Here is an 18,480-nt window from a genome sequence, read left to right as displayed (position 1 = left end):
TGGAGCGGTCCGATTGTCCATGGACGTCCCGGGACGCCGGATCCCTGCCCCTGGCGGCGACTTTGCCGCTACTCATAGAGGCAGCAAGTCCGCGCCGCCGCTGCCCGGCCGGCGCGGTGGCGACGACCGCGGCACGGCCAGGTCCGTGCGCGGAGCCAGGGGAGGCAGTGATGGTGGGGCGTCGGGAACGACCGTTGGATCCGGGTGGGGGGCCTGTCGTCGAGTTCGCGGCGGGGCTGCGGCGGTTACGGCAGGAGGCGGGGAACCCCTCGTACGAGGCGATGGCGAGGCGGGTCACGTACGGCAGGGCGACCCTGCACGCGGCGGCCCGCGGCCACAACCTCCCGTCGAGGGACGTGGCGCTGGCCTTCGTACGGGCCTGCGGTGGCGATGAGCGGGCCGTGCGGGAGTGGGCGCGGCGCTGGGAGAGCACCAAGGCCCTGCTCGAGCGGGACCTGGACCACCAGGACGCCCGGGACGCGGCCGCGGCCGGCGCCGAGGAGCCCCTCGCGGCCGGCGGCGACACCGGACCCGGCAGCCGGCCCCGTACCGGCGGGGCGGGGACGTGGCGGGAGGCGCTGTGGCCGCTGGCACCGAACGACCCGCGCGTGATCGGCGGGTTCAGGCTGCTGCGGTTCCTCGGGGCCGGCGCGATGGGGCGCGTCTACCTGGGGGAAAGTCTCGGGGGGCGCAAGGTCGCCATCAAGGTGATCGACGGTGCGCGGTCCGGGAACACCGAGTTCCGGGCCCGGTTCCGGCAGGAGATCGCGGCGGCCCGCCGGGTGCACGGGATGTTCACCGCGGCGGTGGTGGCGTCCGATCCGGACGCCGACGACCCGTGGCTGGCCACCGAGTACGTGGCCGGCCCCTCGGTGCAGGAGCTGGTGGGCGAGCAGGGCCCGATGCCGGTGGACACGGTGATCCGGCTCGCCGCCGGTATCGCCGAGGCGCTGGCGGCCATCCACGGCGCCGACGTGGTGCACCGGGACCTGAAGCCGGACAACGTGCTGGTGGCCGGGGACGGACCGAAGGTCATCGACTTCGGGATCGCCCGCACCCGGGACGCCACCACACTGACCCGGACACAGATGCTGGTGGGCACGCCCGGCTATGTGGCGCCCGAGCGGCTGACGAGGGGCACGGTGGGGCCGGAGTGCGACGTCTTCTCCCTGGGGGCGCTGCTGGCCTTCGCCTCGACGGGCCGACTGCCGTTCGGCAGCGAGCCGTCGGAGATGGGCTTCCGGATCGTGCACGGCGAGCCCGACCTGGAGCCGGTGCCCGAGGAGTTGCGGGAGCTGGTGGCGTGGTGTCTGGCCAAGGACCCGAATGACCGGCCGAGTCCCGGCCAGGTGCTCGACTGGTGCTGCGAACGCGCCGGACAGCCGGGCCCGGGCTGGCTGCCCGCCCCGCTGACCGGGATGATCCGCCGGCGGGCCCGGGAGGCCGCCGAGGTCCGGGCGCCCGATCCGGACACGCGTGCGGGCGGGTCCCGTTCGCGGACCGCCCGGGTGGCGCTCGCGACGGCCGCGGTGACCGCGGTGATCGCCCTCGCGGGGGCGCTGATGAACCTCCACCCGCCGTCGTGGCGTGACGGGGCCGACCCGCCCGTCGGCGGTTCCCCGACCGGGTCCCCGACCGGTGGTGCGACCGCCGGTGCGACGCCCGGCCCGACCGGTGGTGCGACCGCGGGTGCGACGCCCGGCCCGACCTGGGGGCCCTCCGACGGTGCGACGCGCGGTCCGACCTGGGGGCCCACCACCGGTCCGACCGGGGGATCCACGACCGGTCCGACGGGCGGGGTCACCGTCACCGTCACCGGCGGGCCCGGGGGCAGTGCCCCGGGCGGCACCGGCCAGGGACCGACCGGCGGCACGGTCACCGCCGGACCGACCGGCGGCACGGTCACCGGCGGGCCGACCGGCGGCACGGCGAGCGGGTCCGCGCAAGGCGCGTCCGCCGGGACGGTCGCCGGCGGGACCGCCGGGACCAGCCGGGGGCCCGGCGGCGGGACGTCGACCGGTACCTCGGAGGGCACGTCGGCGGGCGGTTCGGAAGGGACCTCCACGGGCGCCTCGGAGGGTACGGGGAACATCAAGAACCCGCCGGAGCCGATCCTGATGGGCACCTCCGTCCACGTCCAGCCCCGATCCGACACCGTGGACTGCACCCGGCCGATCACGTTCACCTTCTCCGCGACCGCCCGGCGCACCGGGAGCATCCACTACACCTGGTACCCCGACGAGCGCCTGACCGGCCGGGGCTACCAGCCCCGTACGGGCAGCATGACCTTCACCACCCCCAACACCCAGTACGAGACCTTCGAGGTCCGGCTGCTCAACACCCAGTCCGGCCAAGTGGTGCAGGGCGAGATGGCCGTGCAGGTCGGCTCCCCCGAGGTCGACCGGCAGAAGGTCGCCGACCAGTTCTACCTGACCTGCTCCTGACGCCCCGTCGAGGGCAGGCCCGCGCGCGCAGCGTCCCCGGGCCTGCCCCCTGACAGCCGTCCCACGCCACCTCCGGTACGCGGCGCGCCTTGCCGCCCCGCGGCCCCGCCGTGCCCGCATCCGGCCCACCGGCCTCGCCGTTCGTCCGCGAGCGCCGCGGCCGAGCGCCGTCCGTGCCTGGCCGGCCCGCACGTCCTTCCGCCGCTTCCGCGACCTTCCGCCACCCGGAGCGATCGTCCGGGCGCCTGCCCGCCGGACCGCTCCGACCTGCCCGCCGGACAACCGGACACCCATCCCGCCCCGACACCTGTACGAGGAGAACCGCATGAACAAGCTCCGGCAGCGCTGCCGCGCCGCCTTCCGTCCCGCTCCCGCCGCGTCAGGCCGGCCCGAAACCCCCGCCGTCCCCCGTCCGGGCCCCGGCAGCCACCCCGGTGGCAGGGTCCGCCGCCACCTGGCCGTGACTCTGCTGCTGGCCGTCCTGGCCGGCCTCCCGCACGGCGCGCCGGCCCACGCCGAGCCCAGCCCGGTCCCCACCACCGCGAAGACCCGCTGCGCCCACGGGTTCGACCCGGACGAGTCCGCCGCCCTGCACCTGTCCGGTGGCCGGGGCACCACCTTCCCCTCGGATGCCCGGGGCCTGCGTCCCGGCGACGTCGTCCGCGTCGTCCCGCACATGAACGACGAGGTCTCCACCAGCGGCTTCTGGTGGCAGCCAGCCGACGGCTCCCAGTGGGTCACCCCGGCCGGCGCCGACCCCCGGCGGCCCGCCCCCGCGGGCTATCCCGCGCCCGGCCTCAACGCGTACAGCCTCATCGGCCGCCTCACCGGCGCCCAGCCCTTCGAGGTCCTCAACCGTCTCGGCTGCCGCCAGATCGGAACCTCCGGGAAGCTCGACCTGCGGATCAACGACCCCCAGGACTGGGACAACTTCGGCGCCTGGAACGTCGACATCCAGCTCTACCGCAACCCCCTCCAGGACGGCGGATTCGAGGAGCAGCGCACCTCCGCCGTCTCCGCGCCCTGGACCGTGGAAGGCCCCGACCCGAAAGCCGTCTCCACCTCCCCCACCGGTGCCAACACCGGCAGCAGGTCCGCCGTCCTGAGCTCGCCCGGAACCCGCGTGTGGAACGCCCTGTCCCAGCCGATCCCGGTGCGCCCGCACACCAACTACGTGATCACGGGGTTCTTCCGCACTTCGAGCAACGTCGACACGGCCTTCTTCGGAGTCCGCCTCCCCGGAGCGTGGCCGCCCGTCGAACGCCACTTCGGCCCGGCGCCCGGCTGGTGCCCGCCCACCACACCCGCCTGCTTCGGGCAGATCAGCGTGCCCTTCAACTCCGGCGACCACACGACCGTCACCGCCTTCGCCGGCTTCTGGGGTGTCGGTGCGCCCGCACACCTGACCGTCGACGACATCAAGGTCCTCTCCGGCTGACACCGAGGGGCGCCCGGGTCACAACCGTGATCCGGGCGCCCCCTCGGGCCGGGCCGTCCGTATCCGGGCGCCCCCTCGGGCCGGTCCGTCCGTCGGACATTGACAGGCCCCTGTCGACATGTTGCTATGAGGCGCTGCTCAGCCGGCCCCGCGTCATCGCCCGCCGCCCGGGCACCGGATCGACGGCCACCCGACCGGGGCGGCGCCCCCGACACCAGAGCGAGGACCCATGCCGCAGCGCGCCGCGACCATCGTCGGCGGCGGGATCGGCGGGCTCGCGGCGGCCATCGCCCTGCATCGCCGGGGCTGGCGCGTCGAGGTGCTGGAACGGGCCCCGGAGTTCACCGAGATCGGCGCCGGCATCTCCCTGTGGCCGAACGCGCTCCACGCGCTGGAGGCGCTCGGTCTGGCCGGCACCGTCCGGGCGCTCGGCGCGGTCGAGGCCACCGGCGGCGTACGCGACCGCCGGGGCCGCTGGCTGTCCCGCACCGACAACGCGGAGCTGGCGCGCCGCTTCGGCAGTCCCCTGGTGGTCCTGCACCGCGCGGACCTGCTGCGGGCGCTCACCGAGGCGCTCCCCGGCGACTGCCTGCGGCCGGACAGTGAGGTGTCCGTGGTCCGCGACGAGGGCGGCCGCCCGGTCGTCGAACACCGTGGGGGCGTGTCCCGTCCCGATCTCGTGGTCGGCGCCGACGGGTTGCGCAGTGCGGTCCGCCGCGCGCTGTGGCCCGACGCGGCCGGCCCCCGGTACGTCGGCTACACCGCCTGGCGCATGGTCACCGGGCCGCTCGCCGGGCCGCCCGCCGAGGGCGCGGCGATCTGGGGCCGCGGGGCGCGGTTCGGCTACACGGCGCTCCCGGGCGGGCGGATGTACTGCTTCGCGACCGCGTCGCTGCCGCCGGGGGCGGCCTCCGGCCCGTCCGAGCACGCCGAGCTGCTGCGCCGGTTCGGGTCCTGGCCGGATCCCGTCCCCGCCCTGCTGGCGGCGGTCGCTCCGGACACGGTGCTCCGGCACGACCTGTACGACCTGCCACCGCTGCCCTCCTTCGTCCGCGGCCGGGTCGCGCTGCTGGGCGACGCGGCGCATGCCATGACCCCCAACCTGGGCCAGGGCGCGTGCCAGGCGCTGGAGGACGCGGTCACCCTCGCCCACCGCCTCGACGGCACCGGGGACGTGGCCGCCGCGCTGCGCTCGTACGACCTGCTGCGCCGCCCGCGGGCCCAGGCCGTCGCGCGCCGCTCCGCCCGGCTGGGGGCGGTGGGCCAGTTGTCGTGGCCGCCCGCGGTGCTGCTGCGCGACACGGCCGCCCGGCTGACGCCGATGCGGGCGACGCTGCGTTCCATGACGCCGGTGCTGGGCTGGACCGCGCCCGGGCCCGGTGAACCCCTGGAGGCGACGGAGGGCGAGAGCGACTGATGCCGGACTGGACGTACCACCCCTTGCGCGGCCTGGCCGCCGCCGTGCTCGGTCGGCGCCGTTCGCAGCGCGCCGCACTGCGGCTGCTGGCCTCGGTCGGCTCCCGTCCCGCCGGCGCGCGGCTGATCGCCCGGGGGTTCGGCCATCGCCATCCGCCCGAGCGGCTCGCCGGCGAGATCGCCGGGGTGCCCGTGGCCGCCCGGCTCGGGATATCCGTCCCGCCCGCGCTGGCCCGCGAGGCGGTACGCGCCATGCCCCCGCTCGGGGCCGGTGTCGTCGAGGTGGCGCCCGTCGCGGCGGCCGACGCGCGGACCGTGCGGGAGGCCGCCGCCGGCCGCTCGATCCCACTGGTGGTCCGCGCCCGCGACCCGGAGACCGAGGCCGCCCTCGCGCCGTTCGTCGACGGGTTCACCAGCGGCGACGACCCGCACGTGGTCCGTACGTCCGACGCGTCGGTCACCGCCGCCGCCACCGCGCTCGAAGAGCCGGATGCCGTCGTGCTCGCCCGGCCGGGGGTGCTGGTCGCGGCCGGACCCGGATGGTTCCAGCGCGTCACCGAAGCGGCCACGCCCACCGCGCCCGCTCCGGCGCTGCGTGACGTCGGGCGCGATCCCCGCCGCTGGCCCGCCTGGTGGTGGGCGCTTTTGGTCGGGCTCGGGATGACGGGAGCCGGGCTGGGCGCCGCGGCGATCACCCTCGGGCCGGTGTTGCTCTGGTACGACCGCGACTACCTCGGCATGACGCTGCGCGAGCTGCACGCCGCCAACCACCACCTCGTGCACTTCCTCCAGCACGACCGGATCACCATGGCCGGCACGATGGTGGCGATCGGCGCCCTCTACTCCGGCCTCGCCCTGGGCGGGATCAGACGCGGCTGGCCCTGGGCCCGCGAGGTGTACCTGCTCTCGGGGGCGATCGGCTTCCCCACCTTGTTCTACTTCCTGGCCACCGGCTTCGTGGAACCGCTGCACACGGCCACCACCCTCGTGCTGTTCCCGATGTTCGTGCTCGCGGTCCGCCGGGCTCCGCACGCACCCCGGTGGCGTCCGGCCCGCGAGGGGCCGGAACGGGAGCGCCGTCGGGCGCTGGTCGGCCAGTTGCTGCTGATCGTCACGGGAGCGGGGCTGTTCGCCGGCGGAGCGGTGATCTCGGTGGTCGGTCTGACCGGCGTGTTCGTACCGACCGACCTGACCTTCCTGGGCGCCGGCCCGCAGACGCTGGAAGCCGTGAACCCCCGGCTCGTACCGTTCATCGCCCACGACCGGGCGGGCTTCGGCGGCGCCCTGATGGCCGCCGCGGTGGCCATCACCCTGCTCAGCGCGTGGGGCTGGCGGCGGGGTGAGGCCTGGGTGTTCTGGACCCTGGCCGCGGCGGCGGCCGCCGGCTTCCTGCCGGCCGTCGTGGTGCACGGCGTGATCCGCTACACCGACCTCGTCCACCTCGCGCCGGTGTACGTCGGCATCGTCATGACCGCCACCGGCCTGCTCCTCGCCCGTCCCTATCTGTGCGCCGGGGCGTCGGCGGCGCCGGGGGACTGACGGGCCGCTCCGGGGGCGGGACGTTCGGCCCCGACGGGAGCCGTTCGGCCCATGGCCGCCGGGGGCGGCGGGGGCGACGCTGGGGGTGTGAAGCCGCCCTGGCCTTTCCTGTCGGGGCCGGCGGGTCCGCCGGCCCCGCTTCCCGGAAGGTGACCGCCATGCCCGTTCGCACACCGGACACGGACTCCGTGACGTCCTGGGTGGCCGCCGCCACCACCGCCCCGTCGATGCACAACGCCCAGCCCTGGCGGTTCCGTCATGTGCGCGGCAGTGGCGAGCTGCTGGTGATGTCGGACCCGCGGCGGACGATGCCGCGCACCGACCCCTCCGCCCGGGGACTGCACGTCGGCTGCGGTGCCGCGCTGTTCAACCTGCGTGTGGCCGCGGCGGCGGCCGGCTGGGAGACACGGGTGCGGCTGCTGCCCGACCCGGCCGACCCCGAACGGCTGGCCATCGTCGGGTTCGCGTCCGCCGACCGGGAGGACGAGATCGCCGGCCTGTACCCGGCGGTGCGCCGGCGCCGCACCAGCAGGGAGCCGTTCTCGGACGAGCCGGTCCCCCGGGAGCTCCTCGACGGGCTGGCCGGGGCCGCGCTCGTCGAAGGGGCACGCCTCGCCTTCCCGGACGCCTGGCAGGTCCAGGCGATGCTCGACCTGGTGTGGGACGCCGAGCAGGAGGAGCGGTTGTCGCCCGAGGTGCGGGAGGAGATCGCCCGCTGGACCGGTACGGGCAGGGAGGCGGCGGCGCTGGAGGGGGTGCCGACCTGGGCGTTCGGTCCGCGCCGGCACGGCGGCCGGGCCCCGGTGCGGGACTTCGCCGGTGACCGCCCGGTCGAGGGCCGGCGCACCGCGGTCTTCGAGCAGTGGCCGTGCCTGGCCGTCCTCGGGACCCGGGACGACGGCCCGGAGGACTGGCTGCGGGCCGGTCAGGCGATGGAGCGCGTCCTGCTCCTGGCGACCTCGGACGGGCTGTCCACGTCCCTCAACTCGCAGGTGCTGGAGTGGCCGGAGCTGCGCTGGGTGGTGCGCGACCCGCTGTCGCCGACGGGCCACCCCCAGATGCTGATCCGGCTGGGGTACGGCCCGGACGTGCCCGCCACCCCGCGCCGGCCGGTGTCCGACGTCCTCGACGTCGTGTGACCCGGCGGCCCCCCTGCCCCGGCCCGGTCGTGGCGACGGACCGGGGCGGAACGGCTGGGCGGGCCGGGGCGGCTGGACGGGGCACGGGTCCCGGACCCGGAACGGTCAGCCGAACTGGCCGGGCGTGTAGTCGCCGGCGGGCTGCCGGACGATCACGTTGACGCGGTTGTAGGCGTTGATGAGGGCGATGAGGGACACCAGGGCGGCGAGCTGGTCCTCGTCGTAGTGCTTGGCGGCGTTCGCCCACGCCTCGTCCGTGACACCGCCGGACGCGTCGGCGATGCGGGTGCCCTGCTCGGTCAGTTCCAGGGCGGCGCGCTCGGCGTCGGTGAACACGGTGGCCTCGCGCCAGGTGGCGACCAGGTGGAGGCGCGTCGCGGTCTCCCCGGCGTGCGCGGCCTCCTTGGTGTGCATGTCCGTGCAGAATCCGCAGCCGTTGATCTGGCTGGCGCGTATCTTCACCAGTTCCTGCGTCGCGGCCGGCAGTGCCGAGTCGGTGACGACCTTTCCGGCGGCGTTGACGTGGCGCAGGATGCGGCCCGCGACCGGGTTGCCGAAGAGGTTGAGACGAGCGTCCATGGTGCACTCCTGGTGTGCCGTTGTGGTGCGTTGACACCTCCTTGACGGACGGGCCGGGCGGGATGTGACAGGGGCGGGGTGTGACGTACGTCTCCCCCGCCGCGCGGTGCCGTCGCCGCCGCCGCACCGCGTCGGCTCCCCGCCGCACCGCGCCGTTCCGGGTGGCGTACGCCCCGGACTCAGCCGTCGCGGGAACGGCGGTGGGCCCGGATGATCTCCGCGTACCGGTGGCCGCTCACAGCGGAGCGCCCGGCCTGCCGGTGGGCGGGCCGGGCGCTCCTCGGCGCGGGCGGGACGGTGTCAGTGGGGGTCGGCGCCCGCCCCCGCGGGCGCGCCCGCCAGGATCAGCGGCTCGACCTCGTCGTAGCGCCGGACGCGTTCGGCCGCGTCTCCGCCGCCGGCGACCGTCGCGAGCCAGCCCGCGAGGAAGCCGAGCGGGATGGAGAGGATGCCGCTCGTGGTGAAGGGGAACCAGTTGACGTCCACGTCGGGGAACATGGACCGCGGCGACCCCGACACCAGGGTGCTGCCGGCCGTCAGGACGAGGGTGGCGACGGTGCCCACGACCAGGGTGGCGAGCAGCCCCGCGCGACTGTAGCGGCGCCAGAAGAGGCTGTACACGAGCGCCGGGGCGATCGCGGAGGCGCCGACGCAGAAGGACAGGGTCAGCAGCGCCTGGAGGTTCAGGTGCCTGGCGCCCGCCGCGATCGCGATGGCGACGACCCCGACGCCCACCGCGGCGGTCCGGGCGACGGCCGTCTCGGTGGACGCCTTCAGCTCGGAGGTGCGCAGGCCGTGGGCGACCAGGTCGTGCGCCAGCGTGTTGGCACAGGCGAGGGTGATTCCGGCGACCGAGGCCAGCAGTGTCAGGAAGACCGCGGTGGCCACCGCGGTGAACAGCAGCGTCTCCGCCACGGTCGGGTCCGCGCCCAGCACGGCCTGGCTGACCATCAGGAACGCCGTCTGCCCCTGGGGGTCGCCCGCCACGAGGTCCTTGTGCCCGACGATCGCGGCCGCGCCGAACCCGATCACCGTGAGCAGCAGGCAGGTGACGACCACGGTGGAGACGGCCCAGGACAGCGAGCGCCGGACGGCCGCCGTGCCGCGCGAGCCGAACATGCGCATGGTGATGTGCGGGAGCACCGCCGCGCCCAGCACGACGGTGAGCTGGGTACCGATCATGTCCAGGCCGTCGCCCGCGAACTGGAGCCCCGGCGCGAGGTACGCGTCCCCCGCGCCGCTCCCGTTCCGGGCGGCCACCAGCAGCGCCGACGGACTGAAGTCGAACCGCGCGAGGATCAGTACCGCGATGGCGGTGGCCGCGCCGAGGAGGACCACGGTCTTGACGATCTGGATGAACGCGGTGCCCTTCATCCCGCCGAGCGCGGCGTACACGATCATCAGCAGGCCGAGGCACACGATCGACCCGGTCTTGAAGCCGCCGGAGTGGAAGCCGAGGACGACGGCGAGCAGATCGCCCGCGCCGGCCAGCTGGAAGACCACCAGGGGCAGCAGCGCGGCCAGGGTGACCAGGGCGGAGGTGATCCGTACGGCAGGCCCGGGCGCCCGGCGGGTCAGGACGTCGCCCGTGGTGAACCGGCCGGTGTTGCGGAGGGGTTCGGCGAGCAGGAACATCATCAGGACCAGCGAGAGCACGGTGCTCAGGGTGAGGGTGACCCCGTCGAAGCCCAGCAGCGCGATGATGCCGATGGTGCCGAGCACGGTGCCGGCCGAGATGTAGTCGCCGGCGATCGCGAGACCGCTCCGCACCGGGGACAGCGAGCGGTAGCCGGTGTAGAACTCGGCCAGGTCGTTGTCGTCGGGCCCGGTCATCACGCAGACCAGCAGGGTGACCGTGATGACCGCGATGAAGGCGACGAGGGACATGGTCTGGGCGTCGGCGCCGAACTCGGTCATGACCGGTCACCCCCGGCCTGGCGGCCGGACCATCGTCGGTCCCCCCGCGGGGTGCGCTCACGGACGGCCGCCGCGAGCGGGTCGACCCGGTGGCGGGCGGTGCGCTCGTACACGGCGATGGCGGCGAGGGCCACCGGAAGCTGGCAGAGGCCGAGCACCAGGCCGGTGGTGAGCCCGCCGGTGATCTCGCCGGTCATGAGCCCGGGCGCGAAGGCCGCCAGGAGCAGGAAGACCAGGAAGTACCCGAGCGCCGTGAGCGTGGCCACCCGGCGGAGCCCCTGGTAGCCGGAGCGGAGGGCGCCGAGGTCGTCCCGCGGCGGGTGCGGCTCGTGAGGGCCCCGCGACCAGTGCGCGGCGGGCGCCTGCCGGAAGGGGGCGTCCGGGAACGGGGCATCCGGGAACGGGGGGTTCGGGAACGGGGGGTTCGGGAACGGGGGGTTCGACGACGCGGGGTTCGGGAACGGGGCCTCCGCGCCTCGGGGAGGGTGGGAGGGAGGTGGGTCGGGGAAGGCTCGGTGGAACGACATCGACGTGCTCCTAGCCGCCGGTGGGGCAGGCGGGCGGGTGGGGTGCCGGGTGGTCCGCGCATGTTACTCACCGGTAGAGAGCCGCCGTAAGGGCCGTTCCAGCAACTGGACGGCCAGGTTCCGTGAAGGTTTCGGTCAGTCCGTGGGACCGTCCTCGCCGAGCAGCCGCCACGCGGTGAGGGCGAGCCTGGCCCGTACGAGTCCGGCGGGCCCGGTCAGGTCGACGCCCAGGAGCCCGCCCAGGTGGTCCAGCCGGCGGCCGACGCTGCTGTGGTGCAGGTGGAGGCGGTCGGCGGCCCGGCGCAGGGACCCGGTGGCGCAGTACGCCTCCAGCGTTCCCAGGTCGTCGGGGTCGCCCGCGACCCGGGCGATGGCGGCCACGTCGGGGTTGGCGCGGAGGGCGTCCGGCGGGAGCTCGGCCAGGAGCGCCAGCGCGCCCAGACCGGCGTGGTGCACGACGGGCTCACCGGCGGTGGTGAAGCGGAGGGCGGCCCGGGCCTCCCGCCAGGACCGGTCGGGACCGCCCGGGGAACCGACCCCGGCGCGTACCCCCGCGGGCAGCGCGGACACGTCCACGGTGGTGGCCAGGACGACACCGACCCCGGCGAGCGGCGCTGCCTTCACCGGGCGGGCCGGGCACACCAGGCTCCCGATCCGGTCGAGCGGGAGCCGGGAGCGTACGGCGACGACGTGGACCGGCCGGTCGGCGGCGAAGCCCAGGAGCCGTAACGCCCGCGCCCTGGCGGCCTCGTCACTGTCGGCGCCGATGGCCAGTTCGACGAGCGCGGGATCGGCCATGGTCGTGCGGGCCGGGCCGTACCGTTCGGCGAAGGCCGCGGCGGCGATGGCGAACCGGTCCAGCAGCACCTCGTCCAGCGGATCCGGCGGGCCGGGGCGTTCCAGCCACACGGTGCCGATCTCCTCCTCGTCCAGGGTGATCGGCCCGCTGCTGGACGGGGGCGCCGGCGGGACCGGGGCCCGCCCGCCGTCGGGCGTCATGCGGATCACCTGCCCGGTGCCGTGCAGCCGCAGCCCGGCCACGCACTCGGCCAGGCCCGCCGAGGCCCGGGTGAGGGCGGACAGTTCGACCCGCCGGCGCATCAGCGTGTCGTAGAACGTGACGACGCGGAACGCGCCCTCGACGTGCGGGTCCAGTCCGGACAGCCGTACGGCCAGTGCCTCCATGCCAGGAGGATAGGCCGCCGTACCGGTGCGGCGGTGCGCCGTTCGGCGCGCGACGCGAGCGGTCCGCGCGACGAATGGCGCACACGCGCCGCCGCCGACCCCCAACCCGAGCCCGACCCGGGCCCGCCCCGGGCCGCCGTCACGGCGAAGGCCCGGGGCGGGCGGGGGCGGGGGTACGTGCGGTGCTACGCCCGCGGTGGGTGCGGGGCGGTCAGCGGGTCACCGTCCACTTCTGGTTGGCGGCACCGGTGCAGGTCCAGATCTGCAAGCGGGTGCCGTTGGCCGAGCTGCCGCCGGCGGCGTCGAGGCACTTGTTCGCCTGCGGATTGACGATGTCCCGGGCCGCCGGAACGGCCCACTGCTGCGCGGCCGTGCCGTTGCAGTCCCACAACCGCACCTGTGTGCCGTCGGCCGTACCGCCCGAGGCGACGTCCAGGCACTTGCCCAGCGCCCGGAGCGTACCGTCACCGCCCACCGTCCACGCCTGGGCGGCGGTGCCGTTGCAGTCGTAGAGCTGCACGGGCGTGCCGTTGGCGGTGTTGCCGCCGGCCACGTCGACGCACTTGCCGCCGATGCCCGTGATGGGCCCGCCGCCGGGCCGGCCGCCGCCGGTGGTGACCCGGACGTGGTCGACCAGGAGCTGCTGGGGGAAGACGGTGCCGGCGTCGGGGTCCCCGGGCCAGTAGCCGCCCACCGCGAGATTGAGGATGAGGAAGAAGGGCTTGTCGAAGACCCACCGCCGTCCGCCGAGATCGGCCGGCGTGCGGCGCTGGTAGACGGTGCCGTCGACGGACCAGGTGATCGCCTCGGGGCTCCAGTCGACGGCGAAGGTGTGGAAGGCGTCGGCGAAGGCCTGGCCGCCGGGGAGGGTGTGGGCGGCCCCGATGCCGCCCGAACCGGAGTATCCCGGTCCGTGAAGCGTGCCGTGGACCGTGGACGGCTCGAAGCCCACGTTCTCCATGACGTCGATCTCACCGGAGTCGGGCCAGCCCACCTGCCCGATGTCGTTGCCGAGCATCCAGAAGGCCGGCCACATGCCCTGTCCGCGCGGGATCTTCATCCGGGCCTCGACGTAGCCGTAGGTGGTGGTGAACCGGCCGGCCGTGTTGAGCCGGGCGGAGGTGTACTCGCACCGCCCGTACCAGCAGGTGTAGTTGCCCGGGTTCTCCCGGCGGGCGGTGATGACCAGGTGACCCTGGCCGTCCAGGGCGGCGTTGCGGTTGCCGGCGGTGTAGTACTGGCGCTCGTGGTTGGCAACGTTGTCGCCGGTCTCGATCTGCCATTTCGCGCCGTCGGCGGCGGAGCCCGCGGGGCCGTCGAAGTCGTCGGAGAAGGTGACCGCCGCGGGCGCCGCGGGGGCGGCGGGGGCGGTCACCGCCGCCGCGCCGGGTGCGGGACCCGCCACGGGCGGGGAGGCGCCCTGGGCGGGGCCGGTGACGAGCGACCCGAGCGCGAGCGCCGGAACGAGCGCCGCGAGGAGGCGCCGGGGAGAGCGCGGGAGAGGCATGACCATCCCTCCATGGGGACGTGCCGGGGGAAGGGGCCGCGCACATCGAACGACACACGCATGACGGGCGTACGCGTGCGGGCGTGCGGCTGCCGGGGCCTGTGGGGAACGGGGCACCCGGCGGGTATCCCGCCGACGGGGGTGGGGGGGAACGCACCTGGGGAGGCGCTTAGTTCACCACGTGATTGAAGAAGTGAGTGACGGGCGTGTCAAGCGTTTGGTCTGGACCGGGTCGGCGCAGTTGCACGGATGCGGGGTGAAGCCATGTATCGAGGCGTGAGTGAACTCCCGTTGCGCAGCGGCGTCAAGAGCCTGGCGCATTCACTTCCTGAACGAACAACTCCCTTACTGGGCCGCCAGTTGAGAACCTTTCCGGTTTCGGTGTGAAGTCTTGACGGCGGGTCCACTCGGCTGTTGACTCGCCGCACCCGCCGGTACCGGTTCCGGAACCGCTTCCGGCGGCCGTACCGGATCTCGACGCGGAGGCGCCCGCATGCCCGTGACCATCGCCGATGTCGCACGTGAGGCGGGAGTCAGCAGGACGACGGTCTCCCGGGTGCTCAACGCCAGGGCGGAGGTGGATCCCGGCACCGCCGCCCGGGTTCGCGAAGTGATCGCCGCACTCGGCTACGTCCCCAGCTCGGGTGCCGTCGGGCTGGCCCGCGGCACCAGCCGCACCATCGCCGTACTGACGCCGTCCCTGACCTGGCCGTGGATGGGCGAGGTGCTCCAGGGCGTCGCCGACACCGTCGAGGCGGCCGGGTACGGGCTGCTGCTGTTCAGCAGCAACCGGGGCGCGGAGTCGGTCCGGCACTTCACCGCACAGGTCTCCGCCCGGGCCTTCGACGGTCTGCTGGTGGTCGAACCGGAGAGCACCCTCGGCGCCCTCACGGAGATGTACCGCCGGGGGCTGCCCGTCGTCCTGATCGACGACCGCGGCCACCACCCCGCGTTCCCGTCGGTGGCGACCACCAACCGCGAGGGGGGCGCGTCCGCCGCCCGTCATCTGGTGGGCTCCGGCCGCACCCGGCCCCTCGTGCTGGCCGGCCGGCGGGATTTCGGCTGCGTACGCGAACGGCTCGACGGGTTCCGGGAAGTGGCGCCCGACGCGTACGTCATCGACGGGGAGTTCACCGAGGAGTCCGGGCGGCGCGGTGTCGAGCGGGCCCTGGCCGAGGGGTGGGACGGCGACGGCGTCTTCGCGCACAACGACCTGATCGCGGTGGGCGCGTTGCGCGCCCTCCGGGAGGCGGGGCGGGACGTCCCGGGCGACGTCGCCGTCGTCGGGTTCGACGACATCCCGCTCGCCCGTCACACCGAGCCGCCCCTGACCACCGTCCGCCAGCCCATGCGGCGGATGGGCGAGACGGCGGCCCGGCTCCTCCTCGCCGGTCTCGGGGGGACGGCGCTGCCCGCCGAACCGGTGGTGCTGCCCACCGACCTGGTCGTCCGGGGTTCCGCGCCCCACCGGTGAGGCACCTGCCGCCCCGCCGGCCGCGGCGCGGCCGGCCCGCCGCTCCCCCGTGCCGGGATCCCCCCCCCGGCCGTTCCCCGCCGGTACGCACCCGCGCCGGCCCCGGCCGGGCGCCCGCCCCGCCGGTTCTCCCCGCTTCTCCCCCTGACCAGGAGCTGTCATGTCACGATCAAGAATGTCCCGATCACGCCCGCCACGCTCACGACCTCCGCTCGGAGCCGGTACGGCGGTACTGGCCGCGGCCGCCGTACTCGCCGGCCTGCTGACCGGCCAGGCACCGGCGTCCGCCGCGGACGATCCGGCACCCCGGGCCGTCGACCGCTTCGAGGGCGAGGTGCCTTTCGCCGACCCGCCCGCCGAGGGCATCTTCACCTGGGGCAGCGACGCCGACGACCGGCCGGAGCTGGAGCTCCGCGCGCGGGCCGACGCACCCGAGGGCGGCAAGGTCCTCGAAGGCCGGTACGACATCAGCGGCTGGGGCGGGTTCAGCCACGACTTCGCCTTCGACGCCCCGGCACAGGACTGGACGGCCCACAAGGGCATCCGCTTCTGGTGGTACGGACAGAACACCGCTCCCCTGCCGCCCGGTTCGGGCAAGCGCGTCAGCTTCGAGATCAAGGACGGCGGCGCCAACGGCGAGGCGTCCGAGCTGTGGACCACCTCGTTCACCGACGACTGGGAGGGCTGGCACCTCGTCGAGATACCGTTCGCCGACTTCCGGTACCGGTCCGACTACCAGCCCGTCGGCGGCATCGACCAGGTCCTCGGCCTGAAGGAGATGTGGGGGTACGCCCTCACCCTGCCGCCCGGCGCGCCGGGTTCCTTCGCCGTCGACGGCGTCGAGCTGTACGGGAAGGCCGACCCCGCCCTCACCGCCCGGGTGGTCACCGACGCCGCCGTGTACCCGGTGGCCGAGGGCGGGACCGCCCGGGTGAAGGTCTCCGTCGCCACCACGGGTTCCGGCCCGCTCGACGCACCCGTCACCGTCGACTACACCACCCGGGACGGCAGCGCGACGCCCGGCGACGACTACCGGCCGGTCAGCGGCAGCGTCACCTTCCCGGCCGGCACCGCCTCCGGCGAGACCCGCACCATCGCCGTCACCACCCGCAAGGACCGCTCCGCCGAGAGCGCGGAGACCGTCCCGCTGGAACTGACCGTCCGCGGCGCCAAGGCCCCCGCCGAGACCCCGCACGTCGTCGTCGACGCCCATGGGCTGCCGTACCTCGACAAGAGGCTCCCGGTGAAGAAGCGCGTCGCGGACCTGCTCTCGAGGATGTCCCTCGCGGAGAAGGCCGGCCAGATGACCCAGGCGGAACGCAACGCCCTCACGGCGCAGGGCGACATCGCCGCGTACGGCCTGGGGTCGCTGCTCTCCGGCGGCGGCTCGGTGCCGACGCCCAACACGCCCAAGGCATGGGCGCGGATGGTCGACTCCTACCAACTGCGCACCCGCGCCACCCGGTTCCAGATCCCGCTCCTGTACGGCGTCGACGCCGTGCACGGTCACAACAACGTCATCGGCGCGACGATCATGCCGCACAACATCGGCATCGGCGCCGGACGCGACCCCGGCATCGCGGCGAGGACCGGCGCGGTGACGGCCCGGGAGGTGCGCGCGACCGGAATCCCCTGGGACTTCGCGCCCTGCCTGTGCGTCACCCGGGACGAACGGTGGGGCCGCTCCTACGAGGCGTTCGGCGAGGACCCCGCCCTGGTCACCGCGATGGAGACCGTGATCAACGGGATGCAGGGCGCCCGTGACGGCAGGGACCTGGACCGCAACGACAAGGTGCTCACCAGCGCCAAGCACTTCGTCGGCGACGGCGGCACCGGTTTCGGCACCTCCACCACCGGGTCGTACACCATCGACCAGGGCGTCACCAAGGTCACCCGCCAGGAGCTGGAGGCGGTGCACCTCGCCCCGTTCGCCGAGGCCGTCGAGCGCGGCACCGGCACGGTCATGCCCTCGTACTCCTCGCTGGACGTCCTGGGCGACGACCGGGGGCCGGTGAAGATGCACGCCAACGCCGAGATGATCAACGGAGTGCTCAAGGGCCGGATGGGCTTCGACGGGTTCGTGATCAGTGACTGGCAGGCCATCGACCAGATCCCGGGCGACTACCCCAGCGACGTCCGCACGTCCGTCAACGCCGGCCTCGACATGATCATGGTGCCGACCGACTACCGGGGCTTCACCCGCACGCTCCAGGACGAGGTCACGGCGGGTCGCGTCGGCGAGGCCCGGATCGACGACGCGGTGTCCCGGATCCTCACCCAGAAGTTCACCCTGGGCCTCTTCGAGCGGCCGTACGCGGACACCACCCACCTCGGCCGGATCGGCTCGGCCGAGCACCGCGCCGTGGCCCGCGAGGCCGCCGCCAAGTCCCAGGTCCTGCTGAAGAACGACGGCGCGGTACTCCCGCTGAAGGCCTCGCAGAAGGTGTACGTCGCCGGGTCCAACGCCGATGACATCGGCAACCAGGCCGGCGGCTGGACCATCAGCTGGCAGGGCTCCTCGGGCCGGACCACCCCGGGCACCACGATCCTGGAGGGCATGCGCAAGGCAGCCCCGGACGCCACGATCACCTACTCCAAGGACGCCTCCGCCGCCACCGCGGGCCACGACGTCGGCGTCGTGGTCGTGGGCGAGACCCCGTACGCCGAAGGATTCGGCGACGTCGGCAACGGCCACGACCTGGAGCTCACCGACGCCGACCGGGCGGCGGTCGACACGGTGTGCGCGGCCATGCCGTGCGCCGTCCTGGTGGTGTCCGGCCGGCCGCAGCTCATCGGCGACCGGCTGGACCGCATCGACGCGCTGGTCGCCTCCTGGCTGCCCGGCACCGAGGGCGACGGCGTCGCCGACGTCCTGTACGGCAAGCGCCGGTTCACCGGCCGGCTCCCCGTCACCTGGCCCAAGTCGCAGGAGCAGCTCCCGATCAACGTGGGGGACGCCGCCTACGACCCGCAGTTCCCCTACGGCTGGGGCCTGACCACCCGCACCGGGCCTCCGGCCGGCGACGGCGAGGCCGCCCTGAAGGCCATCGCCGTCGCGGCCAGGGCGCTCCAGGCGGCCGGCCTCGGCCGCTCCGAGCAGGGCGCCGAACTGGTCGGCCGGGCCCGGCACATCGTCCAGGCCAGGATGGCGGGACACATCACCGAGGCCTCCGCGAAGCCGTTCGCCGACGCCGACCACCTGCTGCTGACGGGCGACCTCCCCGGCGCGGTCGCCAAGCTGACCGCGGCCTACCGGGCCGTCTGAGCACCGCCGGCACGGCACGACCCGGACGTACACGACGGGGCGCGGGCACA

At 74.8% G+C, this 18,480-nt stretch carries 12 protein-coding genes; 7 read left to right on the top strand and 5 right to left on the bottom strand.

The window, feature by feature from the left end; all coding sequences use genetic code 11:
* Positions 1–194 precede the first annotated feature (194 nt).
* The 5 genes from ACF068_RS09190 (at position 195) to ACF068_RS09170 (ending at position 7,976) form a co-directional block, all read left to right on the top strand.
* Positions 195–2,444 carry a protein kinase gene (locus ACF068_RS09190; RefSeq protein WP_392273537.1) on the top strand — a complete coding sequence of 750 codons (2,250 nt, stop codon included), beginning with the start codon at positions 195–197 and terminating at the stop codon, positions 2,442–2,444.
* A gap of 325 nt (positions 2,445–2,769) precedes the next feature.
* Positions 2,770–3,882, top strand: coding sequence for a hypothetical protein (locus ACF068_RS09185; RefSeq protein ID WP_392273536.1), 1,113 nt, complete (start codon positions 2,770–2,772; stop codon positions 3,880–3,882).
* 229 nt (positions 3,883–4,111) lie between these two features.
* Positions 4,112–5,299, top strand: a complete 1,188-nt coding sequence (locus ACF068_RS09180; RefSeq protein WP_392273535.1) for an FAD-dependent monooxygenase — start codon at positions 4,112–4,114, stop codon at positions 5,297–5,299.
* Positions 5,299–6,837, top strand: coding sequence for a hypothetical protein (locus tag ACF068_RS09175; RefSeq protein ID WP_392273534.1), 1,539 nt, complete (start codon positions 5,299–5,301; stop codon positions 6,835–6,837). The genes ACF068_RS09180 and ACF068_RS09175 overlap by 1 nt, the downstream gene beginning before the upstream one ends.
* A 158-nt stretch (positions 6,838–6,995) precedes the next feature.
* The gene (locus tag ACF068_RS09170) at positions 6,996–7,976 is read left to right on the top strand and encodes an Acg family FMN-binding oxidoreductase (protein ID WP_392273533.1); all 981 of its coding nucleotides are present in this window, start codon (positions 6,996–6,998) and stop codon (positions 7,974–7,976) included.
* Between the two features lie 105 nt (positions 7,977–8,081).
* Here the strand turns inward: ACF068_RS09170 and ACF068_RS09165 are convergent, their stop codons facing one another.
* From ACF068_RS09165 to ACF068_RS09145, 5 genes are all read right to left on the bottom strand, one after another.
* On the bottom strand, positions 8,082–8,555 hold the full coding sequence (locus ACF068_RS09165) for a carboxymuconolactone decarboxylase family protein (protein ID WP_392273532.1): 474 nt from the start codon (positions 8,553–8,555) through the stop codon (positions 8,082–8,084).
* Between the two features lie 300 nt (positions 8,556–8,855).
* On the bottom strand, positions 8,856–10,472 hold the full coding sequence (locus tag ACF068_RS09160; RefSeq protein WP_392273531.1) for a cation acetate symporter: 1,617 nt from the start codon (positions 10,470–10,472) through the stop codon (positions 8,856–8,858).
* Complete coding sequence (locus ACF068_RS09155; RefSeq protein ID WP_392273530.1) at positions 10,469–10,999, bottom strand: DUF485 domain-containing protein; 531 nt, start codon at positions 10,997–10,999, stop codon at positions 10,469–10,471. The genes ACF068_RS09160 and ACF068_RS09155 overlap by 4 nt, the downstream gene beginning before the upstream one ends.
* Before the next feature lie 135 nt (positions 11,000–11,134).
* Positions 11,135–12,184, bottom strand: a complete 1,050-nt coding sequence (locus tag ACF068_RS09150; protein ID WP_392273529.1) for a helix-turn-helix domain-containing protein — start codon at positions 12,182–12,184, stop codon at positions 11,135–11,137.
* Between the two features lie 211 nt (positions 12,185–12,395).
* Entirely contained in the window at positions 12,396–13,691 is a 1,296-nt protein-coding gene (locus ACF068_RS09145) for a ricin-type beta-trefoil lectin domain protein (protein WP_392273528.1), read from the bottom strand.
* A gap of 493 nt (positions 13,692–14,184) precedes the next feature.
* Between ACF068_RS09145 and ACF068_RS09140 the strand changes: the two genes are divergently transcribed.
* The gene (locus ACF068_RS09140; protein WP_392273527.1) at positions 14,185–15,165 is read left to right on the top strand and encodes a LacI family DNA-binding transcriptional regulator; all 981 of its coding nucleotides are present in this window, start codon (positions 14,185–14,187) and stop codon (positions 15,163–15,165) included.
* Between the two features lie 175 nt (positions 15,166–15,340).
* A complete protein-coding gene (locus tag ACF068_RS09135) occupies positions 15,341–18,430 on the top strand; it encodes a glycoside hydrolase family 3 N-terminal domain-containing protein (protein WP_392273526.1) in 3,090 nt (1,029 codons plus the stop codon).
* The last annotated feature ends 50 nt before the right edge of the window (positions 18,431–18,480 follow it).

The organism is Streptomyces sp. NPDC016309 (genome assembly GCF_043077235.1).
Classification (GTDB): Bacteria; Actinomycetota; Actinomycetes; order Streptomycetales; family Streptomycetaceae; genus Streptomyces.
This window is presented reverse-complemented; position numbering and strand designations above follow the sequence as displayed.

What these genes read in the sequence shown, in the direction of transcription:
- ACF068_RS09185 (WP_392273536.1), top strand. Translation starts at nt 2,770, where the DNA reads ATGAACAAGCTCCGGCAGCGCTGCCGCGCCGCCTTCCGTCCCGCTCCC.
- ACF068_RS09180 (WP_392273535.1), top strand. Translation starts at nt 4,112, where the DNA reads ATGCCGCAGCGCGCCGCGACCATCGTCGGCGGCGGGATCGGCGGGCTC.
- ACF068_RS09175 (WP_392273534.1), top strand. Translation starts at nt 5,299, where the DNA reads ATGCCGGACTGGACGTACCACCCCTTGCGCGGCCTGGCCGCCGCCGTG.
- ACF068_RS09170 (WP_392273533.1), top strand. Translation starts at nt 6,996, where the DNA reads ATGCCCGTTCGCACACCGGACACGGACTCCGTGACGTCCTGGGTGGCC.
- ACF068_RS09165 (WP_392273532.1), bottom strand. Translation starts at nt 8,555, where the DNA reads ATGGACGCTCGTCTCAACCTCTTCGGCAACCCGGTCGCGGGCCGCATC.
- ACF068_RS09160 (WP_392273531.1), bottom strand. Translation starts at nt 10,472, where the DNA reads ATGACCGAGTTCGGCGCCGACGCCCAGACCATGTCCCTCGTCGCCTTC.
- ACF068_RS09155 (WP_392273530.1), bottom strand. Translation starts at nt 10,999, where the DNA reads ATGTCGTTCCACCGAGCCTTCCCCGACCCACCTCCCTCCCACCCTCCC.
- ACF068_RS09150 (WP_392273529.1), bottom strand. Translation starts at nt 12,184, where the DNA reads ATGGAGGCACTGGCCGTACGGCTGTCCGGACTGGACCCGCACGTCGAG.
- ACF068_RS09145 (WP_392273528.1), bottom strand. Translation starts at nt 13,691, where the DNA reads ATGCCTCTCCCGCGCTCTCCCCGGCGCCTCCTCGCGGCGCTCGTTCCG.
- ACF068_RS09140 (WP_392273527.1), top strand. Translation starts at nt 14,185, where the DNA reads ATGCCCGTGACCATCGCCGATGTCGCACGTGAGGCGGGAGTCAGCAGG.
- ACF068_RS09135 (WP_392273526.1), top strand. Translation starts at nt 15,341, where the DNA reads ATGTCCCGATCACGCCCGCCACGCTCACGACCTCCGCTCGGAGCCGGT.